Annotated in this window: 16 protein-coding genes; 9 read left to right on the top strand and 7 right to left on the bottom strand. The window is 65.9% G+C overall.

The annotated features are described in order from the left end of the window. Position 1: 1 nt before the first annotated feature. From HGI30_RS10480 to mtnB, 7 genes are all read left to right on the top strand, one after another. A complete protein-coding gene (locus HGI30_RS10480; protein ID WP_168907510.1) occupies positions 2-1,204 on the top strand; it encodes a pyridoxal phosphate-dependent aminotransferase in 1,203 nt (400 codons plus the stop codon). A 399-nt stretch (positions 1,205-1,603) separates the two neighbouring features. Next, positions 1,604-2,707 (top strand): glutamate 5-kinase, encoded by a 1,104-nt coding sequence (gene proB / locus HGI30_RS10475; protein WP_168907509.1) that lies wholly within the window; start codon positions 1,604-1,606, stop codon positions 2,705-2,707. A 59-nt stretch (positions 2,708-2,766) separates the two neighbouring features. Then, positions 2,767-4,050, top strand: a complete 1,284-nt coding sequence (locus HGI30_RS10470; protein ID WP_328805264.1) for a glutamate-5-semialdehyde dehydrogenase — start codon at positions 2,767-2,769, stop codon at positions 4,048-4,050. A gap of 31 nt (positions 4,051-4,081) precedes the next feature. Further along, positions 4,082-4,981 (top strand): pyrroline-5-carboxylate reductase, encoded by a 900-nt coding sequence (gene proC / locus HGI30_RS10465; RefSeq protein ID WP_235680377.1) that lies wholly within the window; start codon positions 4,082-4,084, stop codon positions 4,979-4,981. A gap of 19 nt (positions 4,982-5,000) precedes the next feature. Then, entirely contained in the window at positions 5,001-6,221 is a 1,221-nt protein-coding gene (locus tag HGI30_RS10460; protein WP_168909826.1) for a 2,3-diketo-5-methylthiopentyl-1-phosphate enolase, read from the top strand. A gap of 54 nt (positions 6,222-6,275) precedes the next feature. Beyond that, positions 6,276-6,971, top strand: a complete 696-nt coding sequence (locus HGI30_RS10455; protein WP_168907508.1) for a 2-hydroxy-3-keto-5-methylthiopentenyl-1-phosphate phosphatase — start codon at positions 6,276-6,278, stop codon at positions 6,969-6,971. Further along, complete coding sequence (mtnB, locus tag HGI30_RS10450) at positions 6,968-7,630, top strand: methylthioribulose 1-phosphate dehydratase (RefSeq protein WP_168907507.1); 663 nt, start codon at positions 6,968-6,970, stop codon at positions 7,628-7,630. Before HGI30_RS10455 ends, mtnB begins: the two co-directional genes overlap by 4 nt. 243 nt (positions 7,631-7,873) lie before the next feature. Here mtnB and HGI30_RS10445 read toward each other — a convergent pair whose 3' ends face one another. Continuing rightward, positions 7,874-9,313: an aminotransferase-like domain-containing protein gene (locus HGI30_RS10445; RefSeq protein ID WP_168907506.1), complete on the bottom strand. Its 1,440-nt coding sequence runs from the start codon at positions 9,311-9,313 to the stop codon at positions 7,874-7,876. A gap of 97 nt (positions 9,314-9,410) precedes the next feature. Between HGI30_RS10445 and HGI30_RS10440 the strand changes: the two genes are divergently transcribed. Continuing rightward, entirely contained in the window at positions 9,411-10,334 is a 924-nt protein-coding gene (locus HGI30_RS10440; RefSeq protein WP_168907505.1) for a DMT family transporter, read from the top strand. A 190-nt stretch (positions 10,335-10,524) separates the two neighbouring features. Then, complete coding sequence (locus HGI30_RS10435) at positions 10,525-11,088, top strand: NAD(P)H-dependent oxidoreductase (RefSeq protein ID WP_168907504.1); 564 nt, start codon at positions 10,525-10,527, stop codon at positions 11,086-11,088. Here HGI30_RS10435 and HGI30_RS10430 read toward each other — a convergent pair. From HGI30_RS10430 to HGI30_RS10405, 6 genes are all read right to left on the bottom strand, one after another. After that, positions 11,083-11,466 carry a winged helix-turn-helix transcriptional regulator gene (locus HGI30_RS10430; protein ID WP_168907503.1) on the bottom strand — a complete coding sequence of 128 codons (384 nt, stop codon included), beginning with the start codon at positions 11,464-11,466 and terminating at the stop codon, positions 11,083-11,085. The genes HGI30_RS10435 and HGI30_RS10430 overlap by 6 nt on opposite strands. A gap of 53 nt (positions 11,467-11,519) precedes the next feature. Then, entirely contained in the window at positions 11,520-11,816 is a 297-nt protein-coding gene (locus HGI30_RS10425; protein WP_168907502.1) for a PNPOx family protein, read from the bottom strand. Between the two features lie 165 nt (positions 11,817-11,981). After that, positions 11,982-12,332 carry a Rieske (2Fe-2S) protein gene (locus HGI30_RS10420; protein ID WP_168907501.1) on the bottom strand — a complete coding sequence of 117 codons (351 nt, stop codon included), beginning with the start codon at positions 12,330-12,332 and terminating at the stop codon, positions 11,982-11,984. 25 nt (positions 12,333-12,357) lie between these two features. After that, positions 12,358-13,422, bottom strand: a complete 1,065-nt coding sequence (locus HGI30_RS10415; protein ID WP_168907500.1) for an amidohydrolase family protein — start codon at positions 13,420-13,422, stop codon at positions 12,358-12,360. Positions 13,423-13,425: 3 nt separating this feature from the next. After that, positions 13,426-14,964: an extracellular solute-binding protein gene (locus HGI30_RS10410; protein ID WP_168907499.1), complete on the bottom strand. Its 1,539-nt coding sequence runs from the start codon at positions 14,962-14,964 to the stop codon at positions 13,426-13,428. Between the two features lie 27 nt (positions 14,965-14,991). After that, on the bottom strand, positions 14,992-15,852 hold the full coding sequence (locus HGI30_RS10405; RefSeq protein WP_168907498.1) for a carbohydrate ABC transporter permease: 861 nt from the start codon (positions 15,850-15,852) through the stop codon (positions 14,992-14,994). Positions 15,853-15,857 lie beyond the last annotated feature (5 nt).

Below are 15,857 nucleotides of genomic sequence, written 5' to 3'. Positions count from 1 at the left end.
GATGAGCAACAGCCGCTTCAGCGCGGCGGCGCCGGGCCTCGTGCCCGCGCGCCGCTTGCAAGGGCTGCCGGAGCAGTTTTTCGCCAAGCTGGTCGGCAAGGCGAACGCCCGCGCCGCGCTCGGCCGGGACGTAATCAACCTCGGCCAAGGCAACCCGGATACCCCTACGCCCGCCCATATCGTCGAGAAGATGCAGCAGGCGTCCGCCGACCCTCGCTACCATCGCTACCCGCCGTTCCGCGGCTTTCCGTTCCTGAAGGAAGCGGTCGCGCTGCGGTACAAGGAGGACTACGGCGTCGACCTCGACCCCGAGACCGAGGTCGCGATCCTGTTCGGCGGCAAGACCGGCCTCATCGAGATCAGCCAGTGCCTGCTCGATCCCGGCGACTTGTGCCTCGTCCCCGATCCGGGCTATCCGGACTACTGGTCCGGCGTCGCGCTCTCGGGCGCGCGCATGTCGTTCATGCCGCTGCGCGAGGAGAACGGCTTTCTGCCGGATTACAGCCGCATCAGCGCGGAGGACCGCCGGGACGCCAAGCTGATGTTCTTCAACTATCCGAACAATCCGACCGGAGCGGTCGCGACGCCGGAGTTTTACCGCGAGACGGTCGAGTTCGCCGCGGCGAACGGCATCGTCGCCGCCAGCGACTTCGCCTACGGCGCGCTCGGCTTCGACGGCCGGCGGCCGATCAGCTTCCTCGAGACGCCGGGAGCCAAGGAGGTCGGCGTGGAGTTCTACACGCTGTCCAAGACGTACAACATGGCCGGCTGGCGCGTCGGCTTCGCGCTCGGCAACGCGCGCGTCATCGAGCTCATCAACCTGATCCAGGACCACTACTACTGCAGCCTGTTCGGCGGCATCCAGGAAGCGGCGGCGGCGGCGCTGACCGGCTCCCAGCAGTCGGTGCGCGAGCTCGGCGCCAGATACGAGTCCCGCCGCGAGGCGCTGTTCGGCGAGCTGGAGCGCATCGGCTGGCAGGCGGAGCGCCCGGGCGGCTCGTTCTTCTGCTGGCTGCCCGTGCCGAAGGGCATGACGTCGGAGTCGTTCGCCGACATCGTGCTGGAGCAGGCCGACGTCGTCGTCGCGCCCGGCATCGGCTTCGGCCAGCATGGCGAAGGCTACGTGCGGCTCGGCCTGCTGACGGAGGAGGACCGCCTGCGCGAAGCGGCGGCCCGCATCGGCAAGCTCGGCCTGTTCGGCTGAGCCCGGCCCGGCGGCCTTCTCCCCCGCCGGCGGCGGCATTCGTCCCTGCCGGGGGCTCTTTACGGCTTTACAGTGCCCGGGCGTCATGGTATGCTGGGTTCAATTCAACACGTTAGACGCTGTGAAGGGAAACGACAGAATCCCGCTGCGCATCAGAGAGCGGTCTCCATCGGCTGGGAGAGACTGCGGCGACAGCCTTCTGCACCCGTCCCGGAGCGCCCGGCGAGGAGCCGGACAGCGCCCTCTGTTACAAGGGCACCGAGAGGGACGGCGTCTGCCGTCCAACGTTAAGGTGGTACCGCGGAAGCAGCAGCTTTCGTCCTTTAGAGGACGAAAGCTTTTTTGTTTTTTTGCCGCCGCGGCCACGCTATTTTCGCCGAGCAGGAGATGAGATGCCGCATGAGCGCTGACAGACGCGTCGTCAAGATCGGGAGCAGCTCGCTGACAAGTCCCGAAGGCGGATTGAACAAGGAAAGACTGGCATTCTATGCCGGAGAGCTGGCCGACCTCCACCGGCAAGGCCGCGAGGTGCTGCTCGTCACCTCGGGCGCCGTCGCCGCCGGCTTCAAGGTGATCGGCTACGAGTCGCGGCCGAAGCTGCTGCACGAGAAGCAGGCCGCGGCCGCCGTCGGCCAGGCGCTGCTCATGCAGGCCTACCAGGAGGCGCTCGCGGCCGAGGGCATCCGCTGCGCGCAGCTGCTGCTGACGCGGCCGGACTTCACTGCCCGCGGCCGGGGGCGCAACGCGATGATGACGATCGACGAGCTGCTGCGGCAGGGCGTCGTGCCGATCATCAACGAGAACGATACGGTATCCACCGACGAGCTGAAGTTCGGCGACAACGACATGCTGTCCGCGCTCGTCGCCAATCTGGTCGGAGCGCGCCAGCTCATCATCGTCACTGATACGGACGGCCTTTATACGGCCGATCCGCGCCGCGATCCGGCCGCGCGCAAGATCGAGCGCGTCGAGGCGATCACCGGCGAGCTGATGGGCCTCGCCGGCGGGGCCGGCTCGAGCGTCGGCACCGGCGGCATGCGCTCCAAGATCGAGGCCGCGCGCATCGCGATGCGCGGCGGCGTGCCGGCGTTCATCGGCCGCGTGCTCGAGCCCGGCGAGCTGCTGCTCGCCGCTTCCGGCAGCGGCAAGGGCACGTATTTCGAATCGCGCGAGCATCATCTGCCCGTCAAAAAGCAATGGCTGGGCTTCCACTCGATGCCGAGCGGCAGCATCGCCGTCGACGCCGGAGCCGAGCGCGCGCTCGTCAGCGGCGGCAAGAGCCTGCTGCCCGCCGGAGTAACCGCCGTGAGCGGAGACTTCCATCCCGGCGACGTCGTCGAGGTGACCGACCCCGCCGGCCGCCTGATCGGCCGGGGCATCGTCAACTACGACTGCTGGCAGCTGCGGGCGGCCGCCGGCCTCGGCTCGGAGGAGGTGCGGCGGCGCGTCGACGTCTCCCGCATCGAGGTCATCCACCGCGACGAATGGATCACGCTCGCCTGACGGGCATCAAAAGAACCGCAACGAACGAGGACAAACACAATCCGCAAGGAGGAATGGATATGAACATGCAAGCCAACCTGTCCGCCGCGCAGGAGGAAGCCACCCGCAAGGCTGCCGCGGCGCGCAAAGCCGCATCGCGCCTCGCCGTGCTGACGACGGAGCAGAAGGACGAGGCGCTCGGACGCATGGCGGACGCGCTGCTGGAGCGCGCCGCCGAGCTGATCGAGGCCAACGCGATCGATCTGAAGAGAGGCGAGGAGAACGGCACCGCCCCCTCCCTGCTTGACCGGCTGAGGCTGACCCCGGAGCGGATCGAAGCCATCGCCGAGGGCGTGCGCCAGGTGATCGGCCTGCCCGATCCGGTCGGCCGGACCGTGCAGGCCATCGAGCGGCCGAACGGCCTGTCGATCGAGCAGGTGACCGTGCCGCTCGGCGTCATCGGCATGATCTACGAAGCGCGGCCGAACGTGACCGTCGACGCGGCGGCTCTTTCGCTCAAGACGGGCAACGCCGTCGTGCTGCGCGGCGGCAGCGCCGCGCTGCAGACGAACCTCAAGACGGCGGAGATTCTGCGCTCCGCGCTCGCGGCATCCGCGATTCCGCCCGAATCGCTGCAGCTGATCGAGGATCCGAGCCGCGCCTCGGCCGACGCGATGCTCAAGCTCAGCGGCCTGCTCGACGTCATCATCCCGCGCGGCGGGGCTGCGCTCATCCGCAACGTCGTCGAGAACGCGACGGTGCCCGTCATTGAGACCGGCGCCGGAATCTGCCATACTTATGTGCATGAGGATGCGGACGCGGACATGGCCGTCGCCATCGCCGTCAACGCCAAGGCCCAGCGGCCGTCGGTATGCAACTCGATGGAGACGCTGCTGCTGCATCGCCGCTTCGCCGAGCGCGGACTCGCGCGGATCGCCGCGTCGATGAAGGAAGCCGGCGTGGAGCTGAAGGGCTGCCCCGAGGCGCTTTCCCTGCTGGGAAGCGGCGCGGCGCGTCCGGCGACGGACGAGGACTACGCCACGGAGTACAACGATTACGTGCTCAACATCCGGATCGTCGACAACCTCGAGGAGGCGCTGGAGCATATCGATCGCTTCGGCACCCGCCACTCGGAGTGCATCGTCGCCGAAAGCGCGGAGGCTGCGGGCGAGTTCCTCGACCGCGTCGATGCGGCCGCCGTCTACCACAACGCTTCGACCCGGTTTACGGACGGGTTCGAATTCGGCTATGGCGCGGAGATCGGCATCAGCACGCAAAAGCTCCATGTGCGCGGCCCGATGGGGCTGCCGGCGCTGACATCCACCAAGTACCGCATCCGCGGAACCGGCCAGATCCGCGGCTGATTCCGCCACCTGAGGAGGCAACTGAACCGATATGACGATGCAATCCGCGGCCGGCGCTACGCCGGCCGCTCCCGATGCGCCGCTCCAGCAGCTGCGCTTCTGCTTTTACGGAGCCGGCTCGATGGCCGAAGCCGTCGCCCGCGGCATGACCGGCCGCCAGCTGTGCCCGCCGGAGCAGATCGGCATGTTCAACCGCAGCGGCGGCCAGCGCCTGGCCGACCTCCGCGCCCTGTACGGCGTGACGACCGCCGAGACGCCGGAGGACAAGGATCGGCTGCTGACCGAGGCCGATGTCGTCATCCTGAGCATGAAGCCCAAGGACGCCGAGGAGGCGCTCCGCTCCGTCGCCGCCACGCTGCGGCCCGGACAGCTGATCGTCTCGATGATCGCCGGACTCTCCATCCGGACGATCCAGGCGCTGCTGGGGCAGCCGCTGGCGGTCGTGCGCACGATGCCCAACACGTCCAGCTCGATCGGCCTCGGCGCGACCGGCCTCAGCTTCTCCGGCGAGGCCAGCGACGAGCAGCGCCGCATCGGCGAGCAGCTGTTCCGCTCCGTCGGCATGACGGTCACGGTCGAGGAGCCGCTCCTCGAAGCGGTGACCGGCGTGTCCGGCAGCGGCCCGGCTTATCTCTACTACATCATGGAATCGATGATCCAGGCCGGCGTCGAGCTCGGTCTCGACAGCGCGCTCGCGCGCGAGCTGACCGTGCAGACGATGCTCGGCGCCGCCGAGATGATGCGGGTTACCGGCGAGGAGCCGGCCGAGCTGCGCCGCCAGGTGACGAGTCCCGGCGGCACGACCCAGGCGGCGATCGCGCTCATGGAGGAGCATGGGGTCGGCCTGCATTTCCGCCAAGGAATGAAAAAATCGGCCGAGCGCGCTTCCGAAATCGGCCGCGATCTGGAAAGGAGCGTTCTAGGTGAGTGAGACGACGATTCCCGCCGGCATGTGCGTCGCGACGTACCGCGTCCATGACGACAAGGCCGATTTCGCCGAAAAGGCCCAGTCCATCGCGGTCGGCCTGACGGTAGGCAGCTGGACCGATCTGCCCGAGCTGCGCAAGGCCGAGATGGAGAAGCATCTCGGACGCGTCCTCTCCATCGAGGAGCATGAAGGAGACGGATCTCCGGGCAGCCGGCATGCCGACATCCGCATCGCCTACCCCGATCTCAACTTCAGCCGCGACATTCCCGCGCTGCTCGTCACCGTCTTTGGCAAGCTGTCGATGGACGGACGGGTCAAGCTGCTGGATCTGGACGTGTCGGAAGGCTTCCAAGGCGCGTTCGCCGGACCGAAGTTCGGCATCGCCGGCGTGCGAGAGCAGCTCGGCGTCCACGGCCGTCCGCTGCTGATGAGCATCTTCAAATCCGTCATCGGCCATGATCTGCGCGGGCTCGAGGAGCAGTTCTACCAGCAGGCTCTCGGCGGCGTCGATCTGATCAAGGATGACGAGATCCTGTTCGAGAACGAGGAGATCGGCATCGACCGCCGCGTCGCGGTGTGCATGGAGGCCGCCCGCCGGGCATCCGAGCAGACGGGACAGAAGCTGCTCTATGCCGTCAACCTGACCGGCCCGACGTCGCGGCTGCATGAGCAGGCGCGACGGGCGATCGCCGAAGGCGCCAACGCGCTGCTGTTCAACGCGCTCGCCTACGGCTACGACGCGCTGCATGAGCTGGCGGCCGATCCGTCCGTGAATGTGCCGATCGCCGCCCATCCGGCGATGGCCGGCGCGTTCTATCCGTCGCCGCACTACGGCATCGCCGCCCCGCTGCTGCTCGGCAAGCTGATGCGGCTCGCCGGCGCCGACCTCGTGCTCTTCCCTTCGCCGTACGGCTCGGTCGTCATGCCCAAGGAAGAGAATCTCGCGATCACTGCGGCGTTGCTCGATCCGACCCGTCCGATGCGGACGAGCTTCCCGGTGCCGTCCGCCGGCATCCACCCCGGCCTCGTGCCGCTGCTGCTGCGCGATTTCGGCATCGAGTCGGTCGTCAACGCGGGCGGCGGCGTGCACGGCCATCCCGGCGGCGCTGCCGCCGGCGGCCATGCGTTCCGCCAGGCGATCGATGCCTCCATGGCGGGCATTCCGCTGCAGCAGGCGGCGCAGGAGCCGGGACGCGAGGCGCTGCGCGCCGCCGTGGACGCCTGGGGAGTGCGCGAGGCGTAACGCCACGCCCCCCTCTCCACCGATTTTCGCAACCGAGAAAGAAGGCATGGAGCGATGAGCTTGGAACCGAAAAAACAAGTGCTGTTCTGCGACTTCGACGGCACGATCACCGAGAACGACAACATCGTCGCGATCATCAAGCATTTCGATCCGCAAGGCTGGCAGCAGCTCGTGCAGGATACGATCGACCAGCGCATCTCCGTGCAGGAGGGCGTCGGCTCGCTGTTCCGCCTTCTCCCCGCCTCGATGAAGGACGAGGTCGTCCGCTACGCGATCGGCAATGCCGTCATCCGGGACGGCTTCCGCGAGCTGCTCGACTATTGCCGGGATCAGGACATCGAGTTCTTCGTCACGAGCGGCGGCATCGACTTCTTCGTCTATCCGCTGCTGGAGCCGTTCGGCATCCCGCATGACCATATCTATTGCAACGGCGCCGACTTCGGAGGGGAGCGCATCGAGATCCTATGGCCGCACCGCTGCGACGGCGACTGTCCGAACGGCAGCTGCGGCATGTGCAAGACGGCCGTCATCCGCCGCTTTCCGGCGGACCGGTACGAGCGCATCCTGATCGGGGACAGCGTGACCGACTTCGAGGGGGCGAGGCTCGCCGATCTCGTCTTCTCGCGCGCCCATCTCACGGCCAAGTGCCGGGAGCTCGGACTGCCGCATCTGGAGTTCTCGACGTTTCACGATGTCGTGCGCGGCCTTGAGGAGCGTCAGCAAGCCAAGAAAGAGAGGAACGTACGATGAGCGAGTATCAAGAGCACCTCGCGCGGCTGGAGGAAAAGCAGCGCGCCTACGCCGAGCTGGCCGAGGTCAAGGAGCTGTTCGCCTCGCGCGGCTGGTTCGCCGGCACGAGCGGCAACCTGTCGGTGCGCGTCGGCGGCTTCGAGCCCGGCGACTTCCAGTTCGCCATCACGGCGAGCGGCAAGGACAAGTCCAAGCGCACGGCGGAGGACTTCCTGCTCGTCGACCAGAACGGCAAGCCGAGCGAGCCGACGGCGCTGAAGCCGTCCGCCGAGACGCTGATCCACTGCGAGATCTACCGCCTCACCGGGGCGGGCGCCATCTTCCATATCCATTCCGTCTACAGCAACGTCATCTCGGAGTGGTTCTGGGAGCGCCGCTCCGTCCCGGTCACAGGCGTCGAGCTCATCAAGGGGCTCGGCATCTGGGAGGAAGAAGCGCACATCGAGATCCCGATCGTGCCGAACTACGCCGACATCCCGCGCATCGTCCCGGAGATCACGGACGCGCTCCAGCCGCGCCTGCCGGGCGTGCTGCTGCGCAAGCATGGCATCTACGCCTGGGGCAAGGACGCCTTCGAGGCGAAGCGCCATCTCGAGTCGTTCGAGTTCCTGTTCGAATACGTCTACCGCTGGGAGCTGCTGCAGGGCAGCCGCCGCTGAGCGGCACGAACCGAGCAATCAAGCTTGGAACCCAAATAAAGCACCTCGTCCGTCCCATCCCCGAACTCAGCCGAGTTCGGGAAGGGACAGACCGGTGCTTTTTTCCATGTCCATCGGCGCTTGTGCACAGAGGAGCCTTTACGCCCGTTTCAAGCTGCAAGCCCCGCATCCCGTCCTGGCGGTCCGAAAGCCGGTCAAACCAGCTTTCCGTCCTGCATGACGCCTGGACCAGGAGAGCGGCGATCAGCCGTTCCCTGCCGCAGCCCCCTCCGCCGCCTCGATGACTTTCGCCACCCCTTCGCCCAGCCTGCGCTCGTCGAGCATTGAGTAGCTGAGCCGGATGCGGTCGTGCATCGCTTCCAGCGGATCGCAGATCGGTCCCGGCACGAAGGCGGCGGACAGCTCCAGGCTGTGCTCCAGCAGCTGCGAGGCTCGCAGGCCCTGCGGCAGGCGCACCCACAGATTGAGCCCGCCGGCCGGACTTTCCCAGCTCCAGCCGGAAGGCGACAGCGCTCGCTCCATCGCTTCCTTGCGCATCGAGACCGCTACGCGCAGCTTGGCCAAATGCTCCTGCATGCGGCTCGAAAAGAAAAAGGACTGGAACAGCTTCTGCCCGAGCAGCGGCGTGCCGCCGTCCGACAGCGCCTTGAGCGGACGGATCGCCGACAGGAGCGGAGGCCTCGCCGCAAGGAAGGCGATCCGCAGTCCCGGCGCGATGTACTTGCTGTACGAACGCAAGTAAATGACCCAGCCCTCGGTATCGTAGGCGAACAGCGGTGGCGGCGGAGGCTCGCGGAAATAGAGGTCCGAGTACGCGTCGTCCTCGACCAAGATGCACCGGTATCGCTCGGCCAGCTCGAGCAGCGCCTTGCGCTGCCGGACCGGCACCGTGTACCCCGTCGGATTGTGGAACGTCGGGTTGAGATAGAACAGCTTCGGGCGTTCCGTCGCCAGGAGGTTCTCCACCTGCTCCAGGTCGTAGCCGTCCGGCCGGATGTCCACCGGCAGCGCGCAGACGCCCCGCTGGCGCAGCAAGTCGATGGCCGGACTGTAGGTCGGCCGCTCGATCAGCGCCTTGTCGCCCGGCTGCAGCAGCGCCCGGAACGCCAGATCGATGCCTTGCTGGGCGCCGGTCGTGACCATCAGCTCCTCGGCCGACAGCTCCAGCCGGCGGTCCCGCATGTAGCCTGCCATCGCCTCCCTCAGCTCCTCGTCTCCCATGACGGTCGAGTAGGTGCTGAGCAGCAGCGGGTGGTTCGCGATGACCTCCTGCGCGTGCTTGGCAAGAAAACGGTTCGGCAGCAGCGTCGGATCGAGCAGCGCCTCGGACATCCGGTAGCGGACAGCCCGGCCATGGATTTCCGCCAGCCGGCTCTCGGCAACGCAGCCCGCCTCGGCGCCATAGCTCCAGCGGACGCCGCTGCCGGACGCTTCGCCGGAGGGGATTTCCATCCGCACATAATAGCCGCTCCGATAGCTCGATTCGAGCAGCCCCTCCTCCTCCAGCAGCCGGTAGCCCTTGAGCACAGTCAGGCGGTGAACGCCCAGCTCCTCCGCCATCGCGCGCACCGACGGAATCTTCTCCCCCTTCGCCCAGCGTCCATGCCGCAGCCCGCTGCGCAGCGCCTCCTCGACTCGCCTTCCTTTGGAGCCGACCCCGTCGGCCGTCGCCGCTTGACGCATCCGCCATCCCTCCCGATCTTGCCTTCATCTGTTCTACTATTGCCGCATCTGGTCGGTTTGTCAATCGTATGATGAAGGCCAAAAGGAGGCTGCTTCCATGGTCGTTCTGCTTTACTCCCTCATGTGCGCCATCTTCGGCACGACCTTCCTCGCCATCAAGCTCGGCGTTGAGGCCGGCCTGCCGCCGCTGCTTTCGGCCGGAGCGCGGTTTCTCGCGGCCGGAGCGCTGCTGCTGCTCTGGCTTCGCCTTCGCGGCAAGCCTTCCTTCCGTCTGCTGGCGCGAAAAGAAACGTGGCTCATCGGCTTCGGCAGCACGTTCATCACGTTCGCGACGCTCTACTGGGCGGAGCAGCATCTCGACTCCGGCACGGCCGCCGTCCTGTCGGCCACCGCTCCGATCGCGATCCTCTGGCTCCAGTCCGCCGTCTGGAACAAGCGCTCGACGAAGCTGGAACGGCGCGGCACGGTCGTCAGCTTCGCCGGCGTCGTCGTCTTGCTGCTCCCGAGCCTGACAGCGGCCCATCCGAGCACGCCGTGGCTGATCGGCTGCCTGCTCGTGCTGCTCGGCCAGCTCGGCTACGCCTCCGGCAGCCTGCTGCAGCGCCATCTGCTGGCAAAAGAGCCGTCGCTCTCTCCGATCGCGCTCAACGCCGGCCAGATGCTGGCCGGCGGCGCGGGCATGACGCTGCTGTCGCTGTTCACGGAACGGATCGACACGGCATCCGTGGATGCGGTTCCGGCGGTCGCCTCGCTGCTTTATCTGATCGCCGTCGGCTCGATGCTCGGCCACAGCCTGTACGCCTGGCTGCTCCGAGCGACGAATGCCTTTTTCCCGTCCACCTGGCTCTATGTCTCGCCGGCGCTGGCGCTCGGGCTCGGAGCCGCGCTCTACGGCGAGCGGCTGAACGGCCTCACGGCCGCAGGCGCCCTGCTCGTCCTGGCCGGCATCGCGCTGCTGCGGCTGCCGGAGCTGAAGACGCAGCTGCGTCCGTCCAAGAGGAGCGAGCGGGAGGCGGCTTGATCCGCTTGATTTCCGGCAGCACCGAAGCCCGCATCGGATTGCGGCCGAGGCGGGCGGATGCTGCGACGGGAGCGGCGCATGCGACGAGCGCGAACCTTCAGGTAAGTACCCCGCGTGAACGTGCGTTCTATCCCGCTGCCTCCATCTCGGCTATACTCTCTCTACCACCGAATTCGAGGAGGCATGTCCCATGAAAACGCTCGTCATCGTCGTCCACCCTGCTCTGGCCACCGCTTCCGTCGTCCATAAGAGATGGGTCGAGGAGCTGAGAAAGCATCCGGACCGTTATACCGTCCACGAGCTGCATGAAGCCTATCCGGACGAGAAGATCGACGTCCAGGCCGAACAGAAGCTCATCGAAAGCCACGGCAATCTCGTTCTCCAGTTCCCGGTCTACTGGTTCCACGGGCCGCCGCTGCTGAAAAAATGGCTGGACGAGGTGCTTCTGTACGGGTGGGCTTTCGGCAGGAAGGGAAACAAGCTTGAAAACCGCCGCGTCGGGCTCGCCGTATCCGCAGGCATCCAGGAAAGCGACTACGCGGAAAACGGAACGTACCGGTATACGTTGCCGCAGCTGATGGCTCCGTTCGAGGTCAGCTTCCGCTACTGCAAAGCGGATTATAGGTCCCTCTTCGCCTTTTATGGCCAGGAAACCGAGCAGGGCGGGAATGAGGAGAACGGCGAAGCCGAGCTGCCCGCCGGCAAGCTGGAGCAGAGCGCGCGCGACTACATCGCGTTCCTCGACTCCCTATGAGCGAGAGGGCTGTCCATCCTCCTGCGGAGCATCGGACCGGTTCGCTTCTCCCCATCTGCACATCAGGTCCAGCAGCGGAAGGAGGGAGCGGCCCCGCTCGGTCAAGCCGTATTCCACTTTCGGCGGAATCTGCGGATATTCGTTGCGGAAGACGAGGCCCTCGGCCTCCAGCTCCTTCAGCGTGACGGCCAGCGTCTTGAACGAAATCGTGCCGATGCTGCGCTGCAGCTCGTTGTGGCGCATGATTCCGTTCTCGGCCAGCCAGTAAAGCACGATGATCTTGTACTTGCCGCTGATCAGGGACAGCGTGTAGCCGAAGCCGGTATCGCCCAGCTTCACTCCGGTAGGCACGCAGGTGTCCCGGGTCGGTTTGTCCATCGTTTCGCCTCGCTTCTCTGCTTGTTTCGGTCGGCTCGCCTTCGCCGTCGGGTTCAATAAAGCCGCTTCGTGAAGCTTTCCCGCTGCGAGGCGGCGATGTCTTCCGGCGACAGTCCGAGCTGCCGCACATGCGCCGAGATGATCTCGGCCGAGCGCGGCCGCTCCTCCGCAGGCAGCCAATGCTGCTGCTCCCAGGCATGGGAGCGCTTGAACGCCTTGGCGCAGTGCATGTAGCATTCCTCCACCTCGATGCCGATGCCGAGCAGCGGGACTTTGCCGAAAGCGGCGAGCGGCCGCAAGCGTTCGGGATCCTTCACGATCCAGGCTTTTCCATTGAAATAAGGCTTCATTGCGGCATCCTTTCTTGACCATCGGAATTGCAGCTTGTACCCGTCATCATAAGCTCTCCGTCTTCGATTTGTCTATCGAATGGAGCGGGACGCAACGCGGCTCCTGGCGCTGTCCATGAAAAAAGGGCCTCCTTGTCCGCTTGGCGGCACGGGAGGTCCTTTTCCCTAGAGCACGATTCCGACTGCCCCGTCCTCGACGACGACGGGATACGACTTCACGCGGACACGGTCGCTGAACAGCGATCGCCCGGACTTGATGTCGAACTCCCAGCCATGCCAGGGACAGCGGACGATCTCGCCGTCGCGGTCGTAGCGGTAGCAATAGACGTCCGACGGGACGTTCGTGCCGGCCACGCGGCCGGCAAGCATCGGCGCGCCTTGATGCGGACAATAGTTGTTCAGCGCGTAGTAGCCGTCCTGCAGGCGGTAGACGACGAGCTCCCGCTCGCCGATCCGCGTCAGGCGGGCTTCGCCTATGGCAAGCTCCTCCTCGCGGAAGACGACATGCACGGTCATGCGCTTTTCCTCCTCCCGCCGCCGATCATCCAAGCCGGTACAGCCGGCGCGCGTTGTCGTAGAACACCTTGCGCCTCGCCTCGGGCTTCAGCTTGCGCAGGATCTTGTCCGGCGCGTCGAAGTCCCAGTGCGGGTAGTCGCTGGAGTAGAGCAGCATGTTCTCGGCATCCATCATGTCGAACAGATCGGCCAGATGCTGCGGGTTGTCCGGCTCCTCGATCGGCTGCGTCGTCAGGTAGCAGTGGTCGCGCACATACTCGCTCGGCAGGCGCGTCAGCCAAGGCACCGTGGAGCGGAGCGCCTTGTAGTTCTTGTCGAGCCGCCACAGCAGCGGCGCGAGCCAGGCGACGCCGCCTTCGACGAGCACGAGCTTCAGGCTCGGGAATTTGACGAAGACGCCCTCGCAGACGAAGCTGACCAGATGCGCCATGAACGTCTGCGACAGGTTCGTATGCCACTCGAGATAGCGGCTCGGATAACCCGCCGCCGTCGGAGCCGCCGACAGTCCGCCGCCCTCCGCGCCGGGATGGACGGCCAGCGGCAAGCCCGCCCGCTCGCAGGCCTCGTAGATCGGATGGTAGTAGCGCTGGCCGAGCGGAAATCTCGCGGCGCTGGAGATGATGACCTCGACAAAGCCGGGATGTCCGGCGAGTCGGTCGATCTCCCGCGCCGCCAGCTCCGGATCGAGCGTCGAGACGGCGATCGCCGCCTTGAAGCTGGGATGCTTGCCGATCCACTCGTGCGCGACATAATCGTTGTAGGCGCTGCAGATGGCGGCGGCATAGTCCGGGTCATGGGTCGTCGCGATATTGTACACGACGCCGGTGAGGACGGCGGTCTCCACCCGGTACGGCTCGATCAGCTGCTCGACGATCCGCTCGGGCACCGATCCCGCTCTCGCTCCATCCGGCGGCAGCGCGTCCTTGCGCATGACGCCGACCGGCGACCAGTAGCCCGACATCGCGTAGCCGATGCCGGAGCTCGCCACGCGCGAGCGCCACGGCTCGGGCAGATAAGGCAGCAGCGCCCGGTCGTCCTGCTCGTTGTGCACGTCCGCGTCGATAATCGGATCGGCTGCGTTCGAGGCCATCGCTCAGCCTCCTCCGTAGGTGCGGTCGTAGGCGGTCTGGTACATGCCGAGCAGCTCGTCGGCCCCGAGCTTCTGGAGCTGGTCCGTGAACTGGGCGAACGCCTCGTCGGTCATCGGCGTCTTGCCGGTAATGAACTCGGTCAGCTTCTGGTCGATATGCTTGGTCAGGTTGGTCAGCTTGGACTTCTCGAGCTCCAGCTCCTCCTGCGTCTTGACGAGCTGCTTGGGTGCCGGCACGATGAACGAGGCGTACGACTCGTTGATCGCCTTGGCCTCATCGCTCAGGCCCTGCTCCCATGCCGCGCGGGACTTGGCGTTGTTGAGCGTAATCATGTCGTACCAGACGCCCCAGTCCTTGCGCAGCGTCGTGAACGGCGACGGGCCGAAGTCCTTGTTGTAGACCGGCGCTCCGTCCGCCAGCTCGTACGTCTTGCCCTCGATGCCGAGCGACAGATAGTCGCTTCCTTCCTCTCCGGCGAGGTAGTCGAGGAATTTCACCGCCCGCTCCTTGTCCTTCACCTTGGCGGAGACCGCGCGGCCGACCGCCCCGACGACCGGGCGAGAGAACTGGTACGGCTTGACGCCGTCCGCGGCGAACATCGGCATCGCGCCGAGCTCGAACGCCGCCGTGCCGGCCTGCTTGCCCTTGTCGATGAGCGTTTCGCGGTCGGCTTTCCAGAAGTACGTGACGCTTGATTTCCCCCGCAGCAGCCGCTCCTCCCACTGGGCCGGCGTCAGGATCGCATACTCGGGATCGAGCAGCTTCTCCGCGTAGAGCTTGTTCAGGAACCGGATCATCTCCTTGTAGCCGTCGCGGTAAGGAGCGAACGCGTAGTCGCCCGATTCGGGATCGATGTTGAAATAGCCCTCGATGCCGGTGAACATGCGTCCGAACACCGTATACAGGCCCGTGTCCCCCGTAATCGCGCTCGTGATGAGCGGATAGCTGTCCGGCTCCTTTTCCTTGAGCGACTTCAGCAGCGCGTAGAACTCGTCCAGCGTGCCCGGCGCCTGGAGGCCGTGCTTGACCATGAGGTCCTTTCTCGCGTACCAGATGAAGTTGAAGCCCTTGCCCTCCGCGTCCCCTTCCAGCACAGGCACCGTATAGATGCCGCCGTCCGCTCCGGTCGCCACCGCCTTCGCCTCCGGATACTTGTCGTAAAACGCTTTCAGGTTCGGCGCTTCGTCCAAATAGTCGGCGAGATTGAGGAACACCTTCTCCGGGCCGTTCTCGCGGCCTTCCTGATTGGTCACCTGGATGAAGTCGGTTACCGTATTCGTCGCGATCATGATCTGCTTCTTCTCGGCCAGCCCTTCCTGGCTGACGACCTGGAACTCGGGCTTCACGCCCGTCTTCGCTTCGATTTCCTTGAAAATCTCCCAGTCGGACCGGACCTTGCCCTCCGGCCGGTCATAAACGAGCCAGCTGTAGGAGATCGGCCCGTCGGTCGTCCCCCCGTCCTCTCCGCTGCAGCCGGCCATGGCGCTTGCGGCAAGCGCCGCGGCGAGCAGCAGCGACGCGCGTTTCGAATTCGGATTCATGAACGAAAACCCCCTTCTCGATTAGGCTCAGCCCTTGATGCCGCCGATCATGGCGCCTTGCACGAAGTACTTCTGCGTGAACGGATAGACGCACAGGATCGGCACGGTCGCCAGCATGATCATGGCGTACTTGGTCGTCTCCAGATGGGACAGGTCGCCCTCTCCCTGCACCGTCTCGCCGGCGATGAGGATGTTGCGCAGCATGAGCTGGAGCGGGTAGCGGTCGCGGTCGTTCAGATAGATGAGCGCGTCGAAGAACGAATTCCATTGGTTGACGGCGCTGAACAGGCCGATCGTCACCAGGACCGGCAGGGAGAGCGGCATCACGATCCTCACCAGCACCTGCAGCGGGCCGCAGCCGTCGATCCTCGCCGCATCCTCCAGCTCCTCCGGCATCGCTTCGAAAAACGTGCGCATGATGAACAGATACCACGTGCTGATGAGCGGCGGCAGCACGATCGCCCAGAGCGTATCGAGCAGGCCGAGCTTCTGGACGACGAGGAACGTCGGGATGATGCCGCCGCTGAACAGCAGCGTGAAGGCGGCCAGCAGCAGGATCGTCCTGCGCCCCGGCAGCCACCGCTTGGAGAGCGGGTACGCCATCGAAGCGGTGGCGAGCAGCGTCAGCACGACGAAGACGGCCGTATAGCGGATCGTATTCCAATAGCTGGTCCATAGCTCCGATCGGGCGATGAGCTGCTCATAGGCGATCCAGGTGATCCGCTTCGGCCAGAGCAGCACCTGGCCGCTCGCGACGAGCGCGTTGTCCGAGATCGAGGCGGAGAAGACGTAGAGCATCGGGTACAGCATGACGGCGGCCAGCAGCAGCATGACGACGACGTTGAAGGCGTCGAACAGCCGCGAGCCGAAGCTTGGCTTAATTTTCACGGCAG

Source organism: Paenibacillus albicereus, assembly GCF_012676905.1.
GTDB classification, from domain to species: domain Bacteria; phylum Bacillota; class Bacilli; order Paenibacillales; family Paenibacillaceae; genus Paenibacillus_O; species Paenibacillus_O albicereus.
This window is presented reverse-complemented; position numbering and strand designations above follow the sequence as displayed.

Coding starts and splice junctions, on each gene's coding strand:
- HGI30_RS10430 (WP_168907503.1), bottom strand. CDS start 11,466: ATGGACAAACCGACCCGGGACACCTGCGTGCCTACCGGAGTGAAGCTG.
- HGI30_RS10455 (WP_168907508.1), top strand. CDS start 6,276: ATGAGCTTGGAACCGAAAAAACAAGTGCTGTTCTGCGACTTCGACGGC.
- HGI30_RS10440 (WP_168907505.1), top strand. CDS start 9,411: ATGGTCGTTCTGCTTTACTCCCTCATGTGCGCCATCTTCGGCACGACC.
- proC (WP_235680377.1), top strand. CDS start 4,082: ATGACGATGCAATCCGCGGCCGGCGCTACGCCGGCCGCTCCCGATGCG.
- HGI30_RS10410 (WP_168907499.1), bottom strand. CDS start 14,964: ATGAATCCGAATTCGAAACGCGCGTCGCTGCTGCTCGCCGCGGCGCTT.
- HGI30_RS10415 (WP_168907500.1), bottom strand. CDS start 13,422: ATGGCCTCGAACGCAGCCGATCCGATTATCGACGCGGACGTGCACAAC.
- mtnB (WP_168907507.1), top strand. CDS start 6,968: ATGAGCGAGTATCAAGAGCACCTCGCGCGGCTGGAGGAAAAGCAGCGC.
- HGI30_RS10480 (WP_168907510.1), top strand. CDS start 2: ATGAGCAACAGCCGCTTCAGCGCGGCGGCGCCGGGCCTCGTGCCCGCG.
- HGI30_RS10420 (WP_168907501.1), bottom strand. CDS start 12,332: ATGACCGTGCATGTCGTCTTCCGCGAGGAGGAGCTTGCCATAGGCGAA.
- HGI30_RS10435 (WP_168907504.1), top strand. CDS start 10,525: ATGAAAACGCTCGTCATCGTCGTCCACCCTGCTCTGGCCACCGCTTCC.
- HGI30_RS10470 (WP_328805264.1), top strand. CDS start 2,767: ATGAACATGCAAGCCAACCTGTCCGCCGCGCAGGAGGAAGCCACCCGC.
- proB (WP_168907509.1), top strand. CDS start 1,604: ATGAGCGCTGACAGACGCGTCGTCAAGATCGGGAGCAGCTCGCTGACA.
- HGI30_RS10460 (WP_168909826.1), top strand. CDS start 5,001: ATGTGCGTCGCGACGTACCGCGTCCATGACGACAAGGCCGATTTCGCC.
- HGI30_RS10445 (WP_168907506.1), bottom strand. CDS start 9,313: ATGCGTCAAGCGGCGACGGCCGACGGGGTCGGCTCCAAAGGAAGGCGA.
- HGI30_RS10425 (WP_168907502.1), bottom strand. CDS start 11,816: ATGAAGCCTTATTTCAATGGAAAAGCCTGGATCGTGAAGGATCCCGAA.